Source organism: Brevundimonas sp. M1A4_2e (assembly GCF_053345555.1).
This window is the reverse complement of sequence record NZ_JBKFAI010000004.1, coordinates 272,690-294,446: the sequence shown is the minus strand read 5'-3', so window position 1 is coordinate 294,446 and position 21,757 is coordinate 272,690. Positions and strand designations below refer to the sequence as shown.

At 67.8% G+C, this 21,757-nt stretch carries 24 protein-coding genes and 1 other RNA gene; 17 read left to right on the top strand and 8 right to left on the bottom strand.

Annotated features, from left to right (window positions below; all coding sequences use genetic code 11):
- The first annotated feature begins 73 nt into the window (after window positions 1-73).
- The 3 genes from ACLBV5_RS10850 (at window position 74) to ACLBV5_RS10840 (ending at window position 1,751) form a co-directional block, all read left to right on the top strand.
- On the top strand, window positions 74-502 hold the full coding sequence (locus tag ACLBV5_RS10850) for a hypothetical protein (protein WP_447605689.1): 429 nt from the start codon (window positions 74-76) through the stop codon (window positions 500-502).
- The gene (locus ACLBV5_RS10845; protein ID WP_447605688.1) at window positions 499-1,008 is read left to right on the top strand and encodes a DNA-deoxyinosine glycosylase; all 510 of its coding nucleotides are present in this window, start codon (window positions 499-501) and stop codon (window positions 1,006-1,008) included. The genes ACLBV5_RS10850 and ACLBV5_RS10845 overlap by 4 nt, the downstream gene beginning before the upstream one ends.
- A 119-nt stretch (window positions 1,009-1,127) precedes the next feature.
- The gene (locus ACLBV5_RS10840) at window positions 1,128-1,751 is read left to right on the top strand and encodes a fasciclin domain-containing protein (RefSeq protein ID WP_253120631.1); all 624 of its coding nucleotides are present in this window, start codon (window positions 1,128-1,130) and stop codon (window positions 1,749-1,751) included.
- A 146-nt stretch (window positions 1,752-1,897) separates the two neighbouring features.
- On the opposite strand, the gene ACLBV5_RS10835 is transcribed toward ACLBV5_RS10840, so the two are convergent.
- A complete protein-coding gene (locus tag ACLBV5_RS10835; protein ID WP_025977837.1) occupies window positions 1,898-2,221 on the bottom strand; it encodes a DUF1476 domain-containing protein in 324 nt (107 codons plus the stop codon).
- A 261-nt stretch (window positions 2,222-2,482) separates the two neighbouring features.
- On the opposite strand from ACLBV5_RS10835, the gene purC reads away from it, so the two are divergent.
- Window positions 2,483-3,241: a phosphoribosylaminoimidazolesuccinocarboxamide synthase gene (gene purC, locus ACLBV5_RS10830; protein WP_025977838.1), complete on the top strand. Its 759-nt coding sequence runs from the start codon at window positions 2,483-2,485 to the stop codon at window positions 3,239-3,241.
- Window positions 3,241-3,480, top strand: a complete 240-nt coding sequence (gene purS, locus ACLBV5_RS10825; RefSeq protein ID WP_025977839.1) for a phosphoribosylformylglycinamidine synthase subunit PurS — start codon at window positions 3,241-3,243, stop codon at window positions 3,478-3,480. Before purC ends, purS begins: the two co-directional genes overlap by 1 nt.
- Window positions 3,481-3,664: 184 nt before the next feature.
- Here the strand turns inward: purS and ACLBV5_RS10820 are convergent, their stop codons facing one another.
- Complete coding sequence (locus ACLBV5_RS10820; RefSeq protein WP_447605687.1) at window positions 3,665-4,834, bottom strand: class I SAM-dependent methyltransferase; 1,170 nt, start codon at window positions 4,832-4,834, stop codon at window positions 3,665-3,667.
- 123 nt (window positions 4,835-4,957) lie between these two features.
- Here ACLBV5_RS10820 and ACLBV5_RS10815 point away from each other — a divergent pair, with 123 nt between their 5' ends.
- From ACLBV5_RS10815 to purQ, 4 genes are all read left to right on the top strand, one after another.
- On the top strand, window positions 4,958-5,440 hold the full coding sequence (locus tag ACLBV5_RS10815) for a YbhB/YbcL family Raf kinase inhibitor-like protein (RefSeq protein ID WP_025977841.1): 483 nt from the start codon (window positions 4,958-4,960) through the stop codon (window positions 5,438-5,440).
- A gap of 15 nt (window positions 5,441-5,455) precedes the next feature.
- On the top strand, window positions 5,456-5,842 hold the full coding sequence (locus ACLBV5_RS10810) for a hypothetical protein (RefSeq protein ID WP_447605686.1): 387 nt from the start codon (window positions 5,456-5,458) through the stop codon (window positions 5,840-5,842).
- Between the two features lie 340 nt (window positions 5,843-6,182).
- On the top strand, window positions 6,183-7,298 hold the full coding sequence (locus ACLBV5_RS10805; protein WP_447605685.1) for an IPTL-CTERM sorting domain-containing protein: 1,116 nt from the start codon (window positions 6,183-6,185) through the stop codon (window positions 7,296-7,298).
- A 104-nt stretch (window positions 7,299-7,402) separates the two neighbouring features.
- Entirely contained in the window at window positions 7,403-8,065 is a 663-nt protein-coding gene (gene purQ, locus ACLBV5_RS10800; RefSeq protein ID WP_025977844.1) for a phosphoribosylformylglycinamidine synthase subunit PurQ, read from the top strand.
- On the opposite strand, the gene ACLBV5_RS10795 is transcribed toward purQ, so the two are convergent.
- The gene (locus tag ACLBV5_RS10795; protein ID WP_447605684.1) at window positions 8,062-8,301 is read right to left on the bottom strand and encodes a hypothetical protein; all 240 of its coding nucleotides are present in this window, start codon (window positions 8,299-8,301) and stop codon (window positions 8,062-8,064) included. The genes purQ and ACLBV5_RS10795 overlap by 4 nt on opposite strands.
- A gap of 121 nt (window positions 8,302-8,422) precedes the next feature.
- Between ACLBV5_RS10795 and ACLBV5_RS10790 the strand changes: the two genes are divergently transcribed.
- From ACLBV5_RS10790 to ACLBV5_RS10775, 4 genes are read left to right on the top strand one after another with little or no spacing between them, the layout of a single operon-like run.
- On the top strand, window positions 8,423-9,217 hold the full coding sequence (locus ACLBV5_RS10790; RefSeq protein ID WP_447605683.1) for a hypothetical protein: 795 nt from the start codon (window positions 8,423-8,425) through the stop codon (window positions 9,215-9,217).
- Window positions 9,218-9,258: 41 nt separating this feature from the next.
- Window positions 9,259-11,469 carry a phosphoribosylformylglycinamidine synthase subunit PurL gene (purL, locus tag ACLBV5_RS10785; RefSeq protein WP_447605682.1) on the top strand — a complete coding sequence of 737 codons (2,211 nt, stop codon included), beginning with the start codon at window positions 9,259-9,261 and terminating at the stop codon, window positions 11,467-11,469.
- On the top strand, window positions 11,469-11,855 hold the full coding sequence (locus ACLBV5_RS10780) for an indole-3-glycerol-phosphate synthase (protein ID WP_447605681.1): 387 nt from the start codon (window positions 11,469-11,471) through the stop codon (window positions 11,853-11,855). Before purL ends, ACLBV5_RS10780 begins: the two co-directional genes overlap by 1 nt.
- 16 nt (window positions 11,856-11,871) lie before the next feature.
- Window positions 11,872-12,936 carry a glycosyltransferase family 4 protein gene (locus ACLBV5_RS10775; RefSeq protein WP_447605680.1) on the top strand — a complete coding sequence of 355 codons (1,065 nt, stop codon included), beginning with the start codon at window positions 11,872-11,874 and terminating at the stop codon, window positions 12,934-12,936.
- A gap of 6 nt (window positions 12,937-12,942) precedes the next feature.
- Here ACLBV5_RS10775 and ACLBV5_RS10770 read toward each other — a convergent pair whose 3' ends face one another.
- The 5 genes from ACLBV5_RS10770 to ACLBV5_RS10750 all read right to left on the bottom strand — a co-directional run bounded on the left by ACLBV5_RS10770 (window position 12,943) and on the right by ACLBV5_RS10750 (window position 15,552).
- Window positions 12,943-13,764, bottom strand: a complete 822-nt coding sequence (locus ACLBV5_RS10770; RefSeq protein WP_134581505.1) for a TIGR00282 family metallophosphoesterase — start codon at window positions 13,762-13,764, stop codon at window positions 12,943-12,945.
- On the bottom strand, window positions 13,761-14,306 hold the full coding sequence (locus ACLBV5_RS10765) for a 5-formyltetrahydrofolate cyclo-ligase (protein ID WP_447605679.1): 546 nt from the start codon (window positions 14,304-14,306) through the stop codon (window positions 13,761-13,763). The genes ACLBV5_RS10770 and ACLBV5_RS10765 overlap by 4 nt, the downstream gene beginning before the upstream one ends.
- A 257-nt stretch (window positions 14,307-14,563) precedes the next feature.
- A non-coding RNA gene (ssrS, locus tag ACLBV5_RS10760) (6S RNA) lies at window positions 14,564-14,724 on the bottom strand.
- A 217-nt stretch (window positions 14,725-14,941) separates the two neighbouring features.
- Window positions 14,942-15,283, bottom strand: a complete 342-nt coding sequence (locus ACLBV5_RS10755; protein WP_025977852.1) for a cell division protein ZapA — start codon at window positions 15,281-15,283, stop codon at window positions 14,942-14,944.
- Window positions 15,283-15,552, bottom strand: a complete 270-nt coding sequence (locus ACLBV5_RS10750) for a hypothetical protein (RefSeq protein WP_025977853.1) — start codon at window positions 15,550-15,552, stop codon at window positions 15,283-15,285. Before ACLBV5_RS10750 ends, ACLBV5_RS10755 begins: the two co-directional genes overlap by 1 nt.
- A gap of 144 nt (window positions 15,553-15,696) precedes the next feature.
- Here ACLBV5_RS10750 and tkt point away from each other — a divergent pair, with 144 nt between their 5' ends.
- The 4 genes from tkt (at window position 15,697) to ACLBV5_RS10730 (ending at window position 21,656) form a co-directional block, all read left to right on the top strand.
- Window positions 15,697-17,646 carry a transketolase gene (tkt, locus tag ACLBV5_RS10745; protein ID WP_278070997.1) on the top strand — a complete coding sequence of 650 codons (1,950 nt, stop codon included), beginning with the start codon at window positions 15,697-15,699 and terminating at the stop codon, window positions 17,644-17,646.
- A gap of 222 nt (window positions 17,647-17,868) precedes the next feature.
- Complete coding sequence (gene purT, locus ACLBV5_RS10740; RefSeq protein ID WP_447605678.1) at window positions 17,869-19,062, top strand: formate-dependent phosphoribosylglycinamide formyltransferase; 1,194 nt, start codon at window positions 17,869-17,871, stop codon at window positions 19,060-19,062.
- A 262-nt stretch (window positions 19,063-19,324) separates the two neighbouring features.
- Entirely contained in the window at window positions 19,325-21,412 is a 2,088-nt protein-coding gene (locus ACLBV5_RS10735) for a carbon starvation CstA family protein (RefSeq protein WP_447605677.1), read from the top strand.
- A 61-nt stretch (window positions 21,413-21,473) separates the two neighbouring features.
- The gene (locus ACLBV5_RS10730; RefSeq protein ID WP_024354672.1) at window positions 21,474-21,656 is read left to right on the top strand and encodes a YbdD/YjiX family protein; all 183 of its coding nucleotides are present in this window, start codon (window positions 21,474-21,476) and stop codon (window positions 21,654-21,656) included.
- The last annotated feature ends 101 nt before the right edge of the window (window positions 21,657-21,757 follow it).

The following is a 21,757-nucleotide window of genomic DNA, read 5'->3' as shown; positions in this document are numbered from 1 at the left end:
CCCTTGGCCCCGGCGCTCCGCCTGCCCTATGAGGGAATATCGGCGCGATCCCACGCCCCGGAGCGCCCGCACGATGTCCCAGCCGACCCTTCGCCTGAACCCCGCCCTCGACGTTCAGAAATATGCGGACGTCTATGCGCGCGACGGGCTGGTGCAGATTCCCGACGTGTTCGAGAAACCGACGGCGGAACTGATCAGCGAGATCATGGAGACCTCCCTGCCCTGGTCCCTGAGCTTCTCGGGCGAGGACGGGCGGCCGGTCAAAATCCTGATGGAGGCCCTGCAAGGCGCGGCGGGGGACCTCAGGGAACAGGTCGCCGCCCTGATCCAGCGCAGCGGCAAGCAGTACGGCTTCATCTATTTCAACTTCGGCATGGTGTCCGCCTACAACAGCGGCGAACCGCGCGCCAACCATCCGATGCACCCGGTGACCGGCTTCCTGATGGGCGAGGAATTCGCCGCCTTCGGCCGTCAGCTGACCGGGTTCCGGCGCGACCGGTGAGCACGGCCCGCCGGGTTGGCTTTGCGCCCGTCGTTGACGAACGCACGCGCGTCCTGATCCTCGGCAGCCTGCCGGGCGACGCCTCGCTGAGCGCGGGTCAATACTACGCTCACCCGCGCAACGCCTTCTGGCGGCTGATAGAGGCCTTGCTCGGCGCGCCGCTGGCCGCCCTGCCCTACCCGGCGCGGCTGGAGGCGCTCCTGGCGCATGGCGTCGGCCTGTGGGACGTGATCGCCTCGGCCGAGCGTCGCGGCAGTCTGGACGCCGCCATCCGCAATCCCGAAACCGCGGATCTGATCGACTTGACGGCGCGTCTTCCGGCCTTGGACGCGGTCGCCTTCAATGGCGGAACGGCGGCGCGCGCGGGGCGGCGCATCCTGGAGGGCGCGACCACGGCCGCCCTGCTCGACCTGCCGTCATCCAGCCCCGCCCACGCGCGGCCCTTCGAGAAAAAACTGGCGCAGTGGTCCATTTTGAGCCCCTATCTGGCCGCCGGGCGCAAATGATCGGCTTGGCCCGTTCACGTGTCGCGCCGGAAAATTTGATCGCCACCGCATCCTTTTGGGGTTTTGAGTCGTAATCCTTCCCGACACGGGCGCCGCCCGTTCATCGAAGGAGAGAAGCCATGATGACCCATCGCACCGCCGCGCTCGCGGCCGTTTCGAGCTTCGCCCTGCTGGCGCTGGCCGCCTGCGGCCAGAACGAAGCCAAGCAGGAGCCAGCCCCCGTCGAGGTGGCGCCGCCGCCCATGACCTCCGCCGCAACCGAGCCGATGGCCGGCGGCGCAGCGATGAACCCGTCAGACAATCTGGTCGCCAACGCCTCCAAGGCGCCGAACCTGACCACCCTGGTCAGCGCGATCCAGGCCGCCGGTCTGGCCGAGCGTCTGCAGGGTCCCGGCCCCTTCACCGTCTTCGCCCCCGACAACGCCGCCTTCGAGAAGATTCCCGCCGCGACACGCGAGGGTCTGATGCAGCCGGCGCAGAAGGCCGCCCTGACCAAGATTCTGACCTACCACGTCGTGCCCGGCCGTCTGACCGCCGCGGACCTCGCCGCCCAGGCTCAGGCCAACGGCGGGACGGCCACCCTGACCACCGTTCAGGGCGAGAAGCTGACGGCCAAGGACATGGGCGGCGGCAAGTGGGAGCTGACCGACGCCAAGGGCGGCAAGGCCATGGTCACCCAGGCCGACATGGCTCAGTCCAACGGCATGGTGCATGTCATCGACACGGTGCTGATGCCGAAATAACCGGCGGGCGCATCGCTCAAAAGCAAAAGGCCGCTGCCGATCGCCGGCAGCGGCCTTATGTTTTGGTCGCCCTCTGAGGATGAGGCCGCCGTTTTGAAGTCCCCATCAGGAACTCAGCCGCCAAGCCCCCCGGCTGATCCAGCGGCTTATTCGCCGGCGCGGATCTGTTCGCGGGCGATCGAGGCCAGTTCGTCCATCTTGGAGCGCAGCTCGCCCTCGGAGACGGTCAGGCCCGAGCCCTTGAAGTCGCCGGCGACCTTGCGGAAGACGTCTTCCTCGCCCGGCTGCTCGAAGTCGGCGCGGACCACGGCGGCGGCGTATTGCTCGGCGCTTTCCGGCGACAGGCCCATCTTCTCGGCCGCCCACAGGCCCAGCATCTTGTTGCGACGCGCGATGGCCTTGAATTCCTGTTCCTGATCGAGGGCGTATTTGGCCTCGAAGGCCTGTTCCCGATCGTCGAAGGTCGTCATGCGCGTCGTAACTCCAGCCGCGGACCAAGTCTTGTCCGCAAACGGCTCTATGGCCCCCGCCGCGACCGAACGCAACTGGGCTTCCGTGGCGACGCTGACGTAAGGGCGCTTCAGGATATTTGTGTCACAGACGCCCTTCGGCTAAAGGGCGCGTGGCTCTGTCATAGCCGCCGTCGATTCAGGACCGCGCCGCCCCGACCTTCGGGCCGCGCGTTTTTCGTTTTGCGGTCATCTGTTTTTCTTCCCGTTCGGGACCCGATGATGAACACCAAGCGCAAGAAGCTCTACGAGGGCAAGGCCAAGATCCTGTACGAGGGACCTGAGCCCGGCACGCTGATCCAATACTTCAAGGACGACGCGACCGCCTTCAACGCCCAGAAGAAGGCGACGCTTGAGGGCAAGGGCGTCATCAACAACCGCATCAGCGAATTCATCATGTCGCGCCTGAACTCGATCGGCGTGACCAACCACTTCATCAAGCGCCTGAACCTGCGCGAGCAGTTGATCCGCGAAGTCGAGATCATTCCGCTGGAAGTCGTCTGCCGCAACGTCGTCGCCGGCTCTCTGGCCCAGCGCCTGGGTCAGGAAGAGGGCACGCCCCTGCCCCGTTCGATCATCGAGTTCTACTACAAGAAGGATGAGCTGAACGACCCGATGGTGACCGAAGAGCACATCACGGCGTTCAACTGGGCCTCGACCCAGGAGCTGGACGACATTCTGGCCATGACGGTGCGGGTGAACGACTATCTGTGCGGCATGTTCGGCGCCGTCGGCATCACCCTGGTGGACTTCAAGATCGAGTTCGGCCGCGTGTGGGAGAACGACTTCAGCCGCGTCATCCTGGCCGACGAGATCAGCCCCGACTCGTGCCGCCTGTGGGATACCACCACGGGCGAGAAGCTGGACAAGGACCGCTTCCGCCGCGACATGGGCGACGTCATCGAAAGCTACACCGAGGTGGCCCGCCGCCTCGGCATCATGAAGGACATGCCGACCGTGATTCAGGGAGGGCTGCATTAATGGCCAAGGTTAAAGTTCACGTCTTCCTCAAGCCCGGCGTTCTGGACGTGCAGGGCAAGGCCGTCGAAGGCGCCCTGCAGGGTCTGGGCTGGAGCGGCGTCGCCAACGCCCGCGTCGGCAAGCTGATCGAGTTCGACCTCGACGACGCCGTCGCCGACAAGGAGGCCGAGGTGAAGCGCATGTGCGACACCCTGCTGGCCAACACGGTCATCGAAAGCTACCGGATCGAAATCGCCTGAGGCGGTAACAGATCAGACGATCAAGGCCGCCCGAAAGGGCGGCCTTTTTCATTTCCTCCCCATGCAATGGGGAGGTGGCGCGGAGGCGCAGCCGACGTGACGGAGGGGCCGCTTGGTTCCGCTGTTGTAAAGCCCCTCCACCGCTACGCGGTCCCCCTCCCCATTGCATGTGGAGGAAAGCTCCCTACCCGCACAGATAATCCCGGCTCAGCGGCACGGCCGTCTGCTTCTTGGACAGCTGCAGCTGGAACACCATGTGGCTCAGTTCGCGGAAGGCGACTTCGCTGCAGGCCAGGTAGAACTCCCACATCCGGCAAAAGCGCTCGTCATACATGGCCAGGGCCTCGCCGCGACGGGCCAGGAACCGCTCGCGCCAATGCCGCAGCGTCTCGGCGTAGTGCAGGCGCAGGATCTCTATATCCGTGACCCACAGGCCCGCCTGCTCGATGGCGGGCAGCACCTCGGACAGGGCCGGGATATAGCCGCCGGGGAAGATGTATTTGCGAATCCACGGCTGGGTGCGGTTGGGCGGCGAGTTGCGGCCGATGGCGTGGATCACCGCCACCCCGTCGTCGACCAGCAGGCGGGCGACGGTGTCGAAATACTCCTGATAGTTCGGCGCCCCGACGTGCTCGAACATGCCGACCGAGATGATGCGATCGAAGGTCTGGTCGAGGTCGCGATAGTCTTGAAGGCGGAAATCGGCCCGATCGGCGACGCCCAGGGCCGCCGCCCGCTCATTGGCCGTGCGGTGCTGTTCGGTGGACAAGGTGACGCCCGTCACGCGCGCGCCGCGCTCGACCATCGACAGGCCCAGCCCGCCCCATCCGGCGCCGATGTCCAGGGCGGCATGGCCCGGCTCCAGCAACAGCTTGTCGATCAGGCGGCGCTTCTTGGCCGCCTGCGCCTCTTCCAGAGTGGCGTCCGGCGTCTCGAAGAAGGCGCAGGAGTATTGCAGGTCCTCGTCCAGAAACAGGCGATAGAAGTCGACCGTCAGATCATAGTGGTGGTGGACGTTGCTGCGCGCGTGCAGGCGGTCGTTGGCCTGCTCCGCCCCGCGACGAATTCGCTGGAGCCAACTCAGTTTCGGCGAGCGCTGCCGCAAGGCTAGTTGCGAACTGGTCAGTCGCAGGAAGTCATAGATGCTCCCGCCCTCGATGCTGAACGTCCCGTCCATGAAGCACTCGCCCAAGGCCAGGTCGGGGTTGGCGGCGATGGCGACCGCCGCCTTCATGTCCGCCAACACGGCCGTGAGCTCCGGTTCGCCCGGCCCCGCCGTCAGCTCTCGGCCGTCCGGAAGCCGCACCCGGATCGCCCGCGTCTGAAAGGTTCGGTCCAACAGGGCTTGCAGCATCCCGTTCCTCCGCTCATCAAGACAGCTTGACTTAAGCTGGGGACAGAATGTCGCGCGGCAACGCCCGTGGCGAGTCTTCCGTTAGCCTAGAGATCGAATCCGCCGCCAAGGGAGAGGGCCGCCATGAGCTTCACCGTCACTTCGACCGATTTTTCCGACGGAGGCGTCCTGCCCGACGCCCAGGTCAAGGCGATCGGAAACACCTCCCCGCAACTGTCGTGGTCGGGCGCGCCGGAAGGGACCAAGAGCTTCGCCGTCACCTGTTACGACCCCGACGCCCCCACCGGCTCGGGTTTCTGGCACTGGACGGTCGCCAACATCCCCGCACACGTCCGTGAGCTGGCCGCCGGCGCGGGCGCCGTGGGCGGCGCCGATCTGCCCAAGGGCGCCGTGCAGGGCCGCACGGATTATGGCGAGGCGGGCTTCGGCGGCGCCGCCCCGCCCCCCGGCCACGGCCCGCACCGCTACATCTTCACCGTCTTCGCGGTCGACGTGGAGCGTCTGGACGTGACCGAGGACAACTCGGGCGCCGTCTTCGGCTTCAACCTGCATTTCCACACCCTGGCCAAGGCGTCGATCACGGCGACCTACGAGAACCGGGGCTAAGGCTCGGCGGCCGACATGCATCAAGCGCGACTTTCGGCCATGCCCGACCTGCTGCGGCGGCTGCTGGACCAGCCCCTGCGCCCCCTGACGCGGGCGCGCCTGCCGGATCGCGACGCTCTCTATTTATTCTATCACGGCGAGGAGCCCGTCCTGGTCGGCAGCCCCCCGCATGTGGACGAGGTCCGCACCCTGGCGCCGTCCGTGCGGCTGGCGCAGACGGTCTCGGCGAGCGGCCTGGGGACGCCCGACGTATCGACGCGCGCCGTCCCGCCGCCGCCCGTGGCCGCGCGATGGCTACGACTGGGCGACGAGGAGGATCGCGTCCTGCTGGAGCTGTACGCCGCGCAGTCCCTGGGCCTGTCGGTGTCTCATCCGCGCATCAAGGCCGGCCTGGCGGGTTGACGACGAACGCGTGACGGGCGTGGGACCGGAGGCGCGCCCTGGGTCTTCGCCGTGTTTGGCCCGGGCATGATGGCGGGCAATCTGGGCGCCTGGGCCGCTGACCGCTTCGGCGTGGTGGTGCTGATCGGCAGGGGCGGCGGTGGGGCTGGACCCTCGACCAGCTGGGTCGGGCGGCGCTGCCGCTGGGCGGTTTTGCGGTCTGGCTCATCGCCTAGCTGACCGGGCGCGGCAGAACATCGTGATCATAACCGCTCATCAAGCGTTGCCATAAGCAATGAAGAGTGCTTTTTCCCAGACTGCGAGAAACCAGCGTTTCTTGCACAGAGGGGAAGGCTCAATCATGAATATTACGCCAGTCGCCGGGCGCGTGCGACGCGTGCTTCTCGGCGCCGTCGTTGCGATGGGGTTGGCCGGTCCGGCGTTTGCTCAGACCTTGTATGTCGCCAACGCCGGCTCCAACACGGTTTCGATCATTCGTCCCAATGAGGGGAACTCGATCCATACCGTCGCCGTCGGGGCCAACCCCCAGGGCATAGCCATCTCGCCCAATGGCGCTCGCGCCTACGCCGCAAACGCCGGCAGCGGCACTGTTTCAGTCATCGACACCGCCAGCCACGCCCTGGTGCACACCATTTCCGTCGAAACCACGCCCTATAGCGTGGCGGTATCGCCCAACGGCGCCCGCGCCTACAGCGCCAACTTCGGCTCGGACACCGTCTCGGTCATCGACACGGCCAGCAATGCCGTCGTCGCCACTGTGACGGTCGAAGACGGCCCCATCAGCGTGGCCGTTTCGCCTGACAACGCCTTTGTCTACGCCGTCAACTTCCGCAGCAGCAGCGTCTCCGTCATCCAGACGAGCGACAACGCCGTGATTAAGACACTGTCGATTCCGTCCGGCGCATTTAAGGCCGCCTACCACGTAGCGTTCTCCAAGGATGGGAACTTCGCCTACGTCGTCGAGGCTCAAGGTCCCACGGTGACGAAGATCAGAACGAGCGATCACACGGTGATGGGCACATATGCGACCGGCTTGACGCCTCACGCCTCGGCGGTGCATCCGAACGGAACTTCCGTCTATGTCGCCAGCTACGGGAGCAGCGGCGTCGTCTACGGCTATGACACGACGACTCTCGCTGAAACAGCCGCCACCAACGTGGGATCGAACCCTCACTCGCTGGCTTTTTCCAGCGATGGATCGCGGCTCTACGTCGCCAACTACGGCGCCCATGGCGGCGGGATTCCCGGAACGGTGTCGGTCATCAATACGGCCACGAACACCGTGGTCGACACCATCACGGTCGGCGTCAATCCTTCCAGCATCGCGGTAGGCCCCACGACCACCACGACCCCCGCCGCCGTCCCGACCCTCACGGAGTGGGCCATGATCCTGCTGGCCACGGCGCTGGCGGGCTTTGCGGCTCTGACGCTGCAGCGCCGTCGTCAGACAGCCTGAACCGGGCGTTCGCTCTGACAGGAAAGGCCGCCCCGCCGGGGGCGGCCTTTTCATTTTGCGGCCCCGCCTGACATTCCTCGCGAAGGGTGCTAGGAGGCCCGGCCATGAGCGCAGCCGTCATTGTTTTCCCCGGTTCCAACTGCGATCGCGACTGCAAGGTCGCCGTCGAACGTTCCACTGGCGAACAGGTCCAGATGGTCTGGCACGCCGAGACCGAACTGCCCAAGGGCCTCGACCTGATCGTGCTGCCGGGCGGGTTCTCCTACGGCGACTATCTGCGCTGCGGCGCGATGGCGGCTCAGGCCCCGATCATGCAGGCGGTCAAGAAGGCCGCCGACGACGGCGTCACCGTGGTCGGCATCTGCAACGGCTTCCAGGTCTTGTGCGAAGCCGGGATGCTGCCGGGCGCCCTGATGCGCAACAGCAGCCTGAAATACATCTGCAAGCCGATCAGCATCACCGTCGCCAACGGCCAGACCCGCTTCACCTCGGGCTATCAGGGCCAGCGCGAAATCGTCATGACCCAGGGCAACGCCGACGGGAACTACTACGCCGACGAAGAGACGCTGAAACGCATCGAGGGCGAGGGCCAGGTCGTCTTCCGCTACGTCGACAACCCCAACGGCTCGGTCGGCGACATCGCCGGCCTGCAGAACGAGCGCGGCAATGTGCTGGGGATGATGCCTCACCCGGACCGTGCGTTCGAAGCCGAACTGGGCAGCGCCGACGGCGCCATCCTGTTCCAGAGCATCTACGCGGCGGTTTAAGGCTCCTTGCGATCCAGGAGGCTGGTGCTGCGGCCAGCGTCGCCGACCTCGACCTCTTCCTCGACCGGTTCGCCGTCCTCATCGGTCGCGCGCTCCAGGGTGCCCTCGGCCCCGGACTCGTGGATGGCGGCCAGTTCGCGGGCGCCGACGCCCAGGCCCTGTTCGAGGGCGCGGTTGGTCTCAACCTCCTCTTCAAGCGTCTGCTCGATGGGTTCTGGCTTGTTTGGGTCAGGCATGACGACCTCCTTCTCAATGACCCAAAAGCAAGGCGGGAAGGCGGGCGGCGGTTCCATCGTAGCCCGATGAACCTTCTGGGCCCCGGCGCGTAGTTAAGGCGAAGCTGAGCCGGAGAGACGCATGATCGCCATCGAACGCCCCACGCCCGCCCAGCGGACACGCCGCCTCGCCGTCCTGGCCGCCGCCGTCTTCGCCGTCATCGTGCCCGTTGTGCAGGCCTTGGGCGGTTTCGGCCTGAGCCAGGCCGAGTTCGCCGCCGACGGCAACCAGACGCTGCGGGTGGCCGGCTACGCCTTCTCGATCTGGAGCCTGCTGTATCTGGGAATCCTGGTTTACGCCGGGCGCCAGGCCCTGCCGCAGACAGGCGAAAGCGTCCTGATCAACCGCATGGGCTGGCCGTCGGCCGTAGCCTTCTTCGGCATCGGTTTCTGGATCGTCATGGCGGCGATGAACCTGAAGGCGGCCAGCGTTCTGGTCATCTTCGCCGCGCTGCTGGCCCTGCTGCTGCCGATGCTGGCCAGTGCGCGAACGATCCGCGCGACCGGGGCGATGGAGCGGGACCGCTGGTTCGTGATTTGGCCGCTGGCGGCGCTGGCCGGGTGGCTGACGGTCGCGGCGCCGCTGAATCTGATCACCGTGGCGACGGCGTTCGAGGCCCTGCCCGCCACCCTGTCGCCGACCGGGTGGGCCGTGTTGGCCGTGGTCGTCACCACCCTGGTCGGGATCGGCGTGACCTGGGCGCTGCGGACCCTGGCCTATCCCCTGCCCATCGCCTGGGGTCTGGTCGGGGCCTTTGTGGCCGAGCAGGAAGTCAAGCCCGTGCTGGCTTTCACGGCCCTGGCGGCGGCGTTCGCGCTGGTGGTGGCGGGAGTCATCATCGTCTTCGGTTTGAGACGCGGCGTCGAACGCCGGTGACGGGCTGACAGACGCCTCGGAGAGGGCTAGAAGGCCCGCCCATGAGCGCGCCCCAAAAAACCATCGCCCAATTGGCCGAAGAGTACGGCCTCGCCCCCAATGAATATCAGGTCCTGCTGGACCGGCTGGGCCGCGAGCCCAACCAGGTCGAGCTGGGCGTCTTCTCGGTCATGTGGTCCGAGCACTGCTCCTACAAGTCGTCGAAGAACCAGCTGATGAAGTTCCCGGTCACCGGACCGCGCGTCATCTGCGGCCCCGGCGAGAACGCCGGCGTGATCGACATCGACGACGGCGACGCCTGCATCTTCAAGATGGAGAGCCACAACCACCCCTCCTACATCGAGCCCTATCAGGGCGCGGCGACGGGCGTGGGCGGCATCATGCGCGACGTCTTCACCATGGGCGCGCGCCCGGTGGCCCTGTTGAACGCCCTGCGCTTCGGCGAGCCCGGCCACGAGAAGACCAAGCGTCTGGTCAAGGGCGTGGTCAGCGGCATCGGCGGTTACGGCAACTGCGTCGGCGTGCCGACGGTCGCGGGCGAGACCAACTTCCACAAGGGCTACAACGGCAACATCCTGGTCAACGCCATGTGCGTGGGCCTGGCTCGCGCCGACGAGATCTATTATTCGGCGGCGCCGGAAGCGGGCCACGACGTGGTCTATTTCGGCTCCAAGACCGGCCGCGACGGCATCCACGGCGCCACCATGTCCTCGGCCGAGTTCGACGATGAGTCGGACGCCAAGCGCCCGACGGTGCAGGTGGGCGACCCCTTCGCCGAAAAGCTGCTGATCGAGGCCACGCTGGAGCTGATGGCCTCGGGCGCCGTGGCCGCGATTCAGGACATGGGCGCGGCGGGCCTGACCTCGTCGTCCGTGGAAATGGCCGGCAAGGGCGGCGTCGGCGTCGAACTGGACCTCGACAAGGTGCCCCAGCGCGAGACCGGCATGACCGCTTATGAGATGATGCTGTCGGAAAGCCAGGAGCGAATGCTGGCGGTCCTGAAGCCGGGCTTCGAGGACGTCGGCTACTGCATCTTCCAGAAGTGGGGCCTGGACTTCGCCGTCATCGGCAAGACCACCGACACCGGCCATCTGGTGCTGAAGCATCACGGCGAGATCGTCTGCGACGTGCCGCTGGCTCCGCTGTTCGACGACGCGCCCCTGTATGACCGCCCTTGGGTCCAGCCCGAGTTGCAACCGCGCCTCGATCCGGGCGAAGTGCCCGCGCCCGAAAGCTGGAACGACGCGGTGCTGAAGGTCATCGCCTGCCCCGACATGGCCTCCAAGCGCTGGATCTGGGAGCAGTACGACCGCCACGTCATGGCCGACACCCTGCAGGACAGCTCGACCGGCGCCGACGCGGGCGTGATCCGCGTCCACGGCACGGAGAAAGGCCTGGCCGTCACCTCGGACTGCACCCCTCGCTATGTCCAGGCCGACCCCTATGAAGGCGGCAAGCAGGCGGTTGCAGAGGCGTGGCGCAACCTGACCGCCGTGGGCAGCCGCCCCATCGCCATCACCGACAACCTCAACTTCGGCAACCCCCAGCGGCCCGAGATCATGGGCCAGATCGTGCGCGCCACCGACGGCATGGCCGAGGCCTGCCGCGAGCTCGACTTCCCCGTCGTGAGCGGCAACGTCAGCCTGTACAATGAGACCAACGGCGTCGCCATTCCGCCGACGCCCACCGTCGGCGCCGTGGGCCTGCTGACCAACTACGACGTGACCACCGGCTTCGCCGGCGCGGCCGAGGGCGACGTGCTGGTCCTGATCGGCCAGACCAACGGCGAACTGGGCGCCTCCATCTACCTGCGCGAAGTTCTGGGCCGCGAGGACGGCGCCCCGCCGCCGGTCGACCTGAAGCTGGAACGCAAGACCGGCGACTTCGTGCGCGGCCTGATCGAGGCGGGCGAACTGACGGTCGTTCACGACCTGTCGGACGGCGGCCTGGTCGGGGCGGCGGCGGACATCGCCCTGGCCTCGGACGTCGGGATCGAGCTGAACGCCTCCAGCGCCGCCCACGCCCACGCCTTCCTGTTCGGCGAGGACCAGGCCCGCTATCTGGTCGCCGTCTCGGACGCGGACGCCCTGATCGCAAAGGCGCAGGCCGCCGGGCTGCACGCCTCGGTCGTAGGCCAGGTCAAGGGGACGGACTTCGCCTCCTCGGGACCGAAGGGGGAGCTGTTCCGCATCCCCGTCGCCCATGTGCGCGAGTTCCACGAAGGCTGGATGCCGAACTGGATCGAAGGCTGATGAGAGCAAAAGCCCGGATTGGCGCCCTCATCCTCGTCGTCGCGGGCGCCGCCCTGCTGTCGGCCTGCGAGTTCGAGGGCGGCGATCCGGTCCAGCACGCCCTGCGCGACGCGGCCGCCGCCCGGCAGGCCGCCGCGCTGAAAACAACCGAGGAAGAAGAGGCGCAGGCGATCCGTCGTGCGACCGCTTCGGGTCCGGCCCTGCATGAGCCGGACGAACTGTCGCGCCTGATCGCCGCCCGTCGTCAGGCGGTGCAGGAGACGCGCGCCGCCCTGGCCGCCATCGCCGATCCGGCGCTCAAGGCCCAGCTGACTGAAGACCTGAAGGCCGAAGAAGCCAGCCTGCGCGCGCTGGAAGCCCGCGCCGCCGCCAGAACCCCCGACTGACCGGACACGCACGGGCATGAGAACCGCCGTCGTCATGCCTGTCGGCGCGCGCTTCGACCTGCACCAGCCGAACTCGATGGAGACGGTGGCGCGCACCATGGCGCGGGCGGACAGCGGCGAGGTTCGCATCTTCTGCTGCGAAGGCGCCCAGGATCACGGCGACGTGCGGACGCAGACCCTGCCCGCGGCAAACCGTCTGAAAGCCCTGCGTCGGGCGCTGGCCGATTATCGCCCCGACGTCATTGAGTTCCATCAGCAGACGCAGCAGGCCGTCGCCCTGACCCGGCATTTCCCGAACGCGGCCATCACCCTGTATCGCCACAACGCAGTGAAACCCCCGCGCCATGTCATCGACCGCTGGCGCTATGAGCGGCGCTATGACCGGATGGACGGGCTGATCTTCGTCAGCGAGGCGGCGCGGCGGGATTTTCTGAAGAACTTCCCTCGGCTGGAGGCCAAGGCCTTCGCTGTGCCCAACCCCATCGACGTGGAGCTGTGGCGCGGCCCGACGGACCAGCGCGAGCCGGCGATCGCCTTCGCCGGTCGCGCCATGCCGGAAAAGGGCGTGGACCTGATCTGCGCCGCCCTGCCCGCCCTGCTGGAGCGGCATCCTGACTGGCGCGCCGTGCTTATGCTGAACGACTGGGACAAACACGCAGCGTGGGCCGCGCCTCACATTGCGTCGCTGGAGCGGTTCGGCGAGCGCGTCCGGGTGCTGAAGTCGGCGCCGCTGGCGCAGGTGCGCGCCGAGATGCAGCGCGCGGCCATCGCCCTGACGCCCTCAGTCTGGGCCGAGCCTCTGGGCCTGACCGCGCTGGAGGCCCATGCGGCCGGCGCGGCGCTGGTCTCATCCGGGCGCGGCGGCCTGCGCGAGGCCAGCGGCCCGCACGCGGTCTATGTGGATGATCTGACGCCGCGAGGCCTGAGCCAGGCCATCGAGAGCCTGATTGTCGCGCCCGAACGGCGTCTGGCCCTGGCCCGCGCGGCCCAGGCCTATGTGAGCGAAACCCACGCCCCTGAACACCGCGCCCGACAGCTGGCCGCCCTGCGCCAGCAGTTGGTGCAGGCCAAACGCGCTTAGGCGCCGTCAGACCTGCGGGATCGCCTGGCTGAGGCGGCCGCCGACGCGGATCGGCTCGACGCGCACAGCCAGGCCGGTGCGGTCATCCGTCTCGACGAAGACGCCGCAGACGGTGGCCGGGCCGCTGGCGGGGACGTAGCGGCCGCCCGACAGCCGGGTGGTGAAGCGGCGCAGCGGCTCTTCCTTGTCGTTGCCGATGACGGAGTCGTAGTCGCAACAACCGCCGGCGTCGGTCTGATAGGCCGTGCCGCCGGGCAGGATCTGGGCGTCCGCCGTCGGAACGTGGGTGTGGGTGCCGACCACCAGGCTGGCGCGGCCGTCGCAGAAGTGGCCCATGCCCATCTTCTCGCTGGTCGCCTCGGCGTGCATGTCGACGATGACGGCGTCGGCGACCACGCCTAGCGGCGCGGCCTCCAACTCGCGCTCCACCGCGCTGAAGGGGTCGTCCATCGGGTCCATGTGGACGCGGCCCAGCACGTTGATGACCAGCACCCGGCGGCCGTCAGCGGTGACGAAGACGTCGGCGCCGCGCCCCGGCGCGTCCATCAGGCGCGGATAGTTGGCCGGGCGGATCAGGCGCGGCTCGCGCACGATATAGGTCAGGGCCTCGCGCTGGTCCCAGCTGTGGTTGCCCAGCGTCAGGACGTCGGCCCCAGCGTTGAAGATGTCGTTGGCGGTGTTCTCGGTGATGCCGAAACCGCCCGCCGCGTTCTCGGCGTTGACCACCACGAAGTCGAGCTTGAGGTCGCGCCTCAGCCCCGGCAGGTGGTCCGAAAGCCCATCGCGCCCGGACTTGCCGACCACGTCACCGAAAAACGCCAATCTCATGGGAAGGCTCTATAGCCGGTCTCGGTCAAAACGCCATGCAGGCGGATGTCATGCGGTTCCAGATCAAGCGGCTCGACCTGCTGCCCCGCATAGGCGAAGCCGATGCGCCGGGCGTCAGCCAGCACCGCAAACGTCCGGTCGTAATAGCCGCCGCCCTGCCCCAGCCGACCGCCGTGAGCATCGAAAGCCAGCAGGGGCGTCAGGATCAGGTCCGGCGTCACGGCGTCAGCGAGCGGCAGAGGCGCCGGGCATCCGGCGGCGTCCAGCTCCAGCGGCTCGCCCGGCGCCCAGGCGCGGAAGATCATGGCCGCGTCGCGCTCCAGCACCACCGGCAGGCATAGACGGCGGCCGGACAGGTGCAGGACATTGGCGAGGGCGTCCGCATCCAGTTCCGACCCCATCGCGCGGTAGAGGGCGACCGTTTCGCCGGGCGGCAGGGCGTCGGCATGGCCCCCCGCGCGCTCGGCCGCCTCGGCGTCGGCCTCGGCCAGACGCTTGCGAAGGGCGCGCATGGCGGCGCGAAGTTCATGCTTGGGGGTCATGGGGCTTCTCTACACGGTCGTGCGTCGTCTTTCCTCCCCACTTTGTGGGGAGGGGGACCGCCTAGCGGTGGAGGGGCAGTCGCGCCCGCGGGAACGGCCCCTCCGTCTCGTCGGCTTCGCCGCCGATCCACCTCCCCATGAAATGGGGAGGAGCAGCGCTCAGCCAGCGAGCCGCCGCGCGGCGAGCGATAGCGCAGAAAACGCGCTCAAGCCGCGAGCGACCGCGTCGCGAGCATAGCGCGCTAAAAAAGAGGCTTGGCGGCGCCGCGTGAGCCGTGAAGAACGTTTAAATCCTCTCGACCTGGGTAGCCAGGTGGGCTCCGTATGCCCAGGCCCTCGAGCCCGGACAGGGACAGATCCCTATGAGTGAATTAAGGTCAGAAGGATATGTTGTCTTCGACGTGAGCCGCAGCAGGACCCGCCGCCGCACAAGATAGGCGTTCGAGCGGGTTTCAACAATGGCGAAGCGCGCGTTTCTCCCTCCCCGTCCCGGGGAGGGTGGTCGCGCAGCGACCGGGTGGGGAGGGCTTGGTGATAGGCCCTCAGCGCCTGAATAGCTTCACCGCCCCCACCCGGCTTCGGCCTGACGGCCTCAGCCACCCTCCCCGGGACGGGGAGGGAGAGGCGTCGGCGTCCTATATCGTCTGGACGATCTTCTCGATCTTTGCGGCCACGGCGTTCAACGCCTCGGCCACGCCTTCACTGTTCGCAGCGGGCGCCGCAACAGCCGCAGCCGCCGCCTTGGCCCGGCCCGAGTTCTGAACCGCCGCCTGACGCTTCGCCTCTGCAAGCTCGTCCGACAGCATCAGGGCGGCCATCAGGAACAGGCGAACGTCGCCGACCTGCCCCACCTGATCAGCCACGCCCTGCACCCGATCATTGAACTGGGCCGCCAGATCGCGCACCCGCGCCTCCTGACCGTCGGCGCATCCCACAGCATAGGGTCGGCCATAGACCTCTACCGTCACTGTCGCCATCAGTTCGTCTCCTCTTGCCCGACCTGCTGCGCCAGCACCTCGCGCACGGCGTCGGCCGCACGGGCCAGGGCCTGAGCGGTTTCCTGGCCGACGTCTTCAAGCTCGGCGATGCGCGCCACGTCGGCCGCGTTCGAAGGACGCGGCGCGAACAGGTCGTCGTCAGGGATGGGCGGGGCCGAGGCGGGCCTCGCCTTCAGCTCCAACACCTTGCGTTCCAGATCGGCCAGCGCTCGATCGATCCGCGCCTTTGCAGCCGTAACCGCGTCCATGGGGGTCCTTTCTTCCAGATTCCGTGTAGAACCTGCCGGCGCGCCGGGGTAAAGCGGCGCCGCCCCCGCTTTATCCTGTTCCTGAGGAAAGGTCTCGCCGTGACCGACGCCCAAGCCGCATTCGCCAAGCCTTCGCCCAAGCAAATGGCCGACGCCATCCGGGTGCTGTCCATGGATGCGGTCGAAAAGGCCAAGAGCGGCCACCCCGGCATGCCGATGGGCATGGCCGACGTCGCCACCGTCCTTTATTCGAAATTCCTGAAGTTCGACGCTTCGCGCCCCGACTGGGCCGACCGCGACCGCTTCATCCTGTCGGCGGGCCACGGGTCGATGCTGATCTACAGCCTGCTGCACCTGACAGGCTATAAGGACGCGACCCGGGAACAGCTGGAAAACTTCCGCCAGTGGGGCTTCAAGACGGCCGGCCACCCGGAATACGGCCACATGGCCGGGATCGAAACGACCACCGGCCCGCTGGGTCAGGGTCTGGCCACCTCGGTCGGCTTCGCCATTGCGGAGCGGCATCTGGCGGCGCGCTTCGGTAAGGATCTGGTCGACCACCGCACCTGGGTCATCGCCGGCGACGGCTGCCTGATGGAAGGCGTGTCGCAGGAGGCCATCGCCCTGGCCGGCCGCCTGAAGCTGAACAAGCTGTGCGTCCTGTGGGACGACAATGAGATCACCATCGACGGCAAGCTGTCGCTGTCCGACGCCACTGACCAGCTGGCCCGCTTCAAGGCCTCGGGCTGGGCGGTCAAGGCCATCGACGGCCACGATTACAAGCAGATCCAGAAGGCGCTGAACTGGGCGACCAAGCAGGACAAGCCGACGCTGATCGCCTGCAAGACCAAGATCGGCAAGGGCGCCGCCACCCTGGAAGGCAGCCACAAGACCCACGGCGCCGCCCTGGGCGCTGTCGAGATCGCCGCCACGCGTCAGGGGCTGAACTGGCCGTTCGAGCCGTTTGAACTGCCCGAAGGCGTCCAGAAGGCCTGGGCCAAGGTCGGCAAACAGGGCGCCAAGGCCCGCAAGGCGTGGGAAGCCCGCTTGCTGAACCACGACCACCGCGACGACTTCACCCGCGCCATGGCCGGCGACCTGCCCACCGGCGCCTTCGAGGCGCTGGACGCCAAGCTGAAGCAGCTGGTCGCCGACCAGCCCGCGATGGCCACGCGCCAGTCCTCGGGCGAGGCGCTGGAGACGGTGTTCGCCGCCATCCCCGAAATGGTCGGCGGCTCGGCGGACCTGACTGGCTCGAACAACACCTTCGTCAAGAACACGCAGATCATGGACGCGCCGGACTACGCCGGGCGCTATCTGAACTACGGCATCCGCGAGTTCGGCATGGCCGCGGCGATGAACGGTCTGGCGCTGCACGGCGGGGTCATCCCCTACGGCGGCACCTTCATGGCGTTCGCAGACTATAGCCGTCCGGCGATCCGTCTGGGCGCCCTGATGGGCGTGCGCGCGATCCACGTGCTGACGCACGACAGCATCGGTCTGGGCGAAGACGGCCCGACGCACCAGCCGGTCGAGCATCTGGCGGCCCTGCGCGCCATCCCCAACTTGCTGACCATGCGCCCCGCCGACACGGTCGAGGCGCTGGAGTGCTGGCAGGTCGCCTTGCAGCACAAGACCACGCCGACCGCCCTGTGCCTGTCGCGCCAGAAGACCCCGGCCGTCCGCGTGACCGACGCGGGCGAGAACCTGTCGCGCAAGGGCGCCTATGAGCTGAAGGCCGCCAGCGGCGAGGCCAAGGTCACCCTGTTCGGCACCGGCACCGAGGTCGCCCTGGCCCTGAAGGCCGCCGAGATGCTGGAAGCCGAAGGCACGCCGACCCGCGTCGTCTCGGTCCCCTGCTTCGCCCTGTTCGAGCAGCAGCCCAAGGCCTATCAGGACGCCGTCATCGGCCGCGGCACGGTCCGCGTCGCCGTCGAGGCCGCGATCAAGCAGGGCTGGGAACGCTTCATCGGCGAGGACGGCGGCTTCGTCGGCATGACCGGCTTCGGCGCCTCCGCCCCGGCTGAAGTCCTCTACCGCGAGTTCGGCATCACCGCCGAGGCCGTGGTGGAACAGGTCAAGGCCCGGCTGTAATCTGCGCTCAAGCAGCCGTAAGGCGATAGCGACCAAGAAGACTCCTTCTCCCCTTGTGGGAGAAGGTGGTCTGCGAAGCAGATCGGATGAGGGGTGTCGGCGCACCCCTCAATGATCTTCGACCGGCGGCATGACATCGGACACCGCGCCGCCGTCACCCCTCATCCGGGTCGCGCTGCGACCCACCTTCTCCCACAAGGGGAGAAGGAAGCGGAGATGATCATGCGTATCGGCACCCCCCTCTCCGACACGGCCACCCGCGTCATGCTGCTCGGCTCGGGCGAACTGGGCAAGGAAGTGGCCATCGAGCTGCAGCGCCTCGGCGCCGAGGTGATCGCGGTCGACCGCTACGCCAACGCCCCGGCCATGCAGGTGGCGCACCGCAGCCACGTCATCCCCATGACCGACGCCCAGGTGCTGAACGGCGTGATCCTGGCAGAGGCGCCGCACATCATCGTGCCCGAGATCGAGGCCATCGCCACCGACGTGCTGGCCGGCATTGAGGAAGCGGGCTTTGCGCGCGTCATCCCGACCGCGCGGGCGACGCAGCTGACCATGAACCGCGAGGGCATCCGCCGTCTGGCCGCCGAGGAGCTGGGCCTGCCGACCAGCCCCTACGCCTTCGCCGCCTCGGCCGAGGAACTGGCGGCGGGCGCGCAGGCCGTCGGCTTCCCCTGCTTCGTCAAGCCGGTGATGTCGTCCTCGGGCAAGGGCCAATCCTATGTCGAGGGGCCTGAGGGCGTGGCCGACGCCTGGGCCTACGCCGAAGCCTCGGGCCGGGTCGCGGGCGGCGTCGTCATCGTCGAGGGCAAGATCGACTTCGACTATGAGATCACCCTGCTGACGGTGCGGTCGTTGCGCGACGGCGCGGTCGCTACGTCCTTCTGCGCCCCCATCGGCCATCGCCAGCAGAAGGGCGACTATGTCGAAAGCTGGCAGCCGCAGGCCATGAGCGAGGCCGCCCTGAAGGCGGCGCAGGCTATCGCGGCCAAGGTGACCGACGCGCTGGGCGGCCTCGGCGTCTTCGGCGTCGAACTGTTCGTCAAAGGCGACGAGGTGTGGTTCTCGGAGGTTTCGCCGCGGCCGCACGACACCGGCTTGGTCACGCTGGCGACGCAGGTGATGAGCGAGTTCGCGCTACACGCCCGCGCCATTCTGGGCCTTCCGGTGGACGTGACCCTGCGCGAACCGGGCGCCAGCGCCGTCATCTACGGCGGCATCGAGGCGCAAGGCGTGGTGTTCGAGGGCGTGGCCGAGGCCCTGTCGGTCCCGACCGCCGACCTGCGCCTGTTCGGCAAGCCCGAGGCCTTCGAAACTCGCCGCATGGGCGTGGCCCTGGCGCGCGGCGCCGACACGGACGAGGCGCGTTCGCGCGCAGGCGAAGCGGCGGGCAAGGTGCGAGTGATCGCTCCGTAATCCTTCTCCCCTTGTGGGAGAAGGTGGCCCGTCAGGGCCGGATGAGGGGTGCTTGCGCGACCTTTCCTCAAGGAAGGCCCCACGTCCGCTCAGAACCTAAACCGCCGCGCCGACCCCCCTCATCCGTCAGGCTCCGCCTGCCACCTTCTCCCACAGGGGGAGAAGGAAGCCGGCCTACGACTTTTGTCGATTGGCGCCGGGCGCGATTAGGGTCCAAAAAAGGCGAAAGGTCGCACCCAGTCGACCCGGAGGACCCTTCGCCATGGGCAAGCTCAGGACCGCGCTGATTTTCGGCGCCATCGCCATATTGGGGGCGGTCGCCCTCGCCGTCATCGCCCTGCATCAGGGCGAAAGCATCAGCGCCGTATGGATCGTGGTGGCGGCGCTGTGCGTCTACGCCATCGCCTACCGCTTCTACGCCCGCTACCTGGCCGGGAAGGTGCTCGGGCTGAACGCCCGGCGGCCCACGCCCGCCGTCAGGCATAACGACGGCCTCGACTACGTGCCGACGCCGCGCAACGTCCTGTTCGGCCATCATTTCGCGGCCATCGCGGGCGCGGGTCCCCTGGTCGGGCCGGTGCTGGCGGCGCAGATGGGCTATCTGCCCGGCGTCCTGTGGATCCTGGTCGGCACCGTGCTGGCGGGGGCGGTGCAGGACATGATCGTCCTGTTCATGTCGACCCGCCGCGACGGCCGGTCGCTGGGCGACATGGTCCGCACCGAGATGGGGCCGATCCCCGGCGTCATCGCCCAGGTCGGGGTGCTGATGATCATGGTCATCATCCTGGCCGTGCTGGCGCTGGTGGTGGTTAAGGCCCTGGCCGAGAGCCCGTGGGGAACGTTCACCGTCGCCGCCACCATTCCCATCGCCGTCTTCATGGGCCTGTACACGCGCTATCTGCGGCCCGGCCGCGTGGGCGAGGTGTCGGTCATCGGCGTGGTGCTGCTGGTCCTGGCCATCATCGGCGGCGGCCATATCGCCGCGGATCCGTTCTGGGGCCCCGCCTTCACCCTGTCGGGCACGACCCTGGCCCTGGCCATGATGGCCTACGGCTTCATCGCCTCGGTCATTCCGGTGTGGCTGCTGCTGGCGCCGCGCGACTACCTGTCCACCTTCCTGAAGATCGGCGCCATCGTCGCCCTGGCCATCGGCATCCTGATCGTGCGCCCGCACATTCAGATGCCCGCCATCACGCCCTTCATCGACGGCAGCGGCCCCGTCTTCTCCGGCGCCCTGTTCCCCTTCCTGTTCATCACCATCGCCTGCGGGGCCGTGTCCGGCTTCCACGCCCTGATCTCGTCCGGCACCACGCCCAAGCTGCTGGAGAACGAGAACCAGATCCCGCTGATCGGCTACGGCGCCATGCTGTGCGAAAGCTTCGTGGCCATCATGGCCCTGATCGCCGCCACCGTGCTGGACCCGGCCGTCTATTTCGCCATGAACAGCCCGGTGGCCGTCATCGGCGACAATGCGGCCTCGGCCGCCGCCGCCGTGGCCCAGTGGGGCTTCCACATCACCCCGGCCGAGCTGGAGCAGCTGGCCAAGGACGTGGGCGAACACTCCATCCTGTCGCGCGCGGGCGGCGCCCCGACCCTGGCCGTGGGCATGGCGCACATCCTGTCGGGCGTCATCGGCGGCAAGGCCATGATGGCCTTCTGGTACCACTTCGCCATCCTGTTCGAGGCCCTGTTCATCCTCACCACGGTCGATGCAGGCACCCGCGTCTGCCGCTTCATGATCCAGGATCTGCTGGGCATGGCCGTGCCGAAGATGCGCCAGACCCAGTCCTGGACCGGCAATGTCGTGGCCACGGCCCTGACGGTCGGGCTGTGGGGCTATTTCCTCTACACCGGCGTGGTCGATCCGCTGGGCGGGATCAACAGCCTGTGGCCCCTGTTCGGCATCGCCAACCAGATGCTGGCGGCGGTCGCCCTGATCCTGGGCACGGTCGTCCTGTTCAAGATGAAGCGGCAGAGGTTCGCCTGGGCCACGGCGGTTCCGGCGGTCTGGCTGCTGATCTGCACCGTGACGGCAGGGCTGCAGAAGCTGTTCCACCCCGACGTGAAGATCGGCTTCCTGGCCCATGCGCGGAAGTATCAGGACGCCATGGCCGCCGGAGAAATCCTGGCCCCGGCCAAGACCATCGGCGACATGCACCGGGTCATCGTCAACGACTACGTCAACTCGGCGCTGACGGCGGGCTTCCTGTTCGTGGTGCTGACGGTCGTGGTCTATGGCGTCGGGGCCTGCCTGAAGGCGCTGAAGTCCGAGCAACCGACCGTGGTGGAGACCCCGGCCGCGCATGAACTGACCCTGGCGGACGAAGCCATGGACATCGCCCGTGCTTAGGCCGTCCGCTTCCTCTACCCCTGGCGGCGCGGACCTGCTCTGCGCCTGTCGGGACACGCTGGTGCGGTGGGGCAAGGACGCCCGCCGCACCGCCGGGTTGATGATCGGCCAGCCGGACTACGACGCCTATGTCGCCCATGCGAAGGCGACCCATCCGGATCAGGCGCCGCTGGACCGCACCGCCTTCTTCCGCCTGCATGAAGCGCGACGGTTCGGCGAAGGGGGCGGCTTCCGCTGCTGCTGAGCGGCTTGACCGCATCCGGACGGTTACAGGCGATCATACCTTGTTACGGCGACGGGGTTGCAACCGCGCGCGCTCCGTCCCACTAAGGCGCCAATCATCAC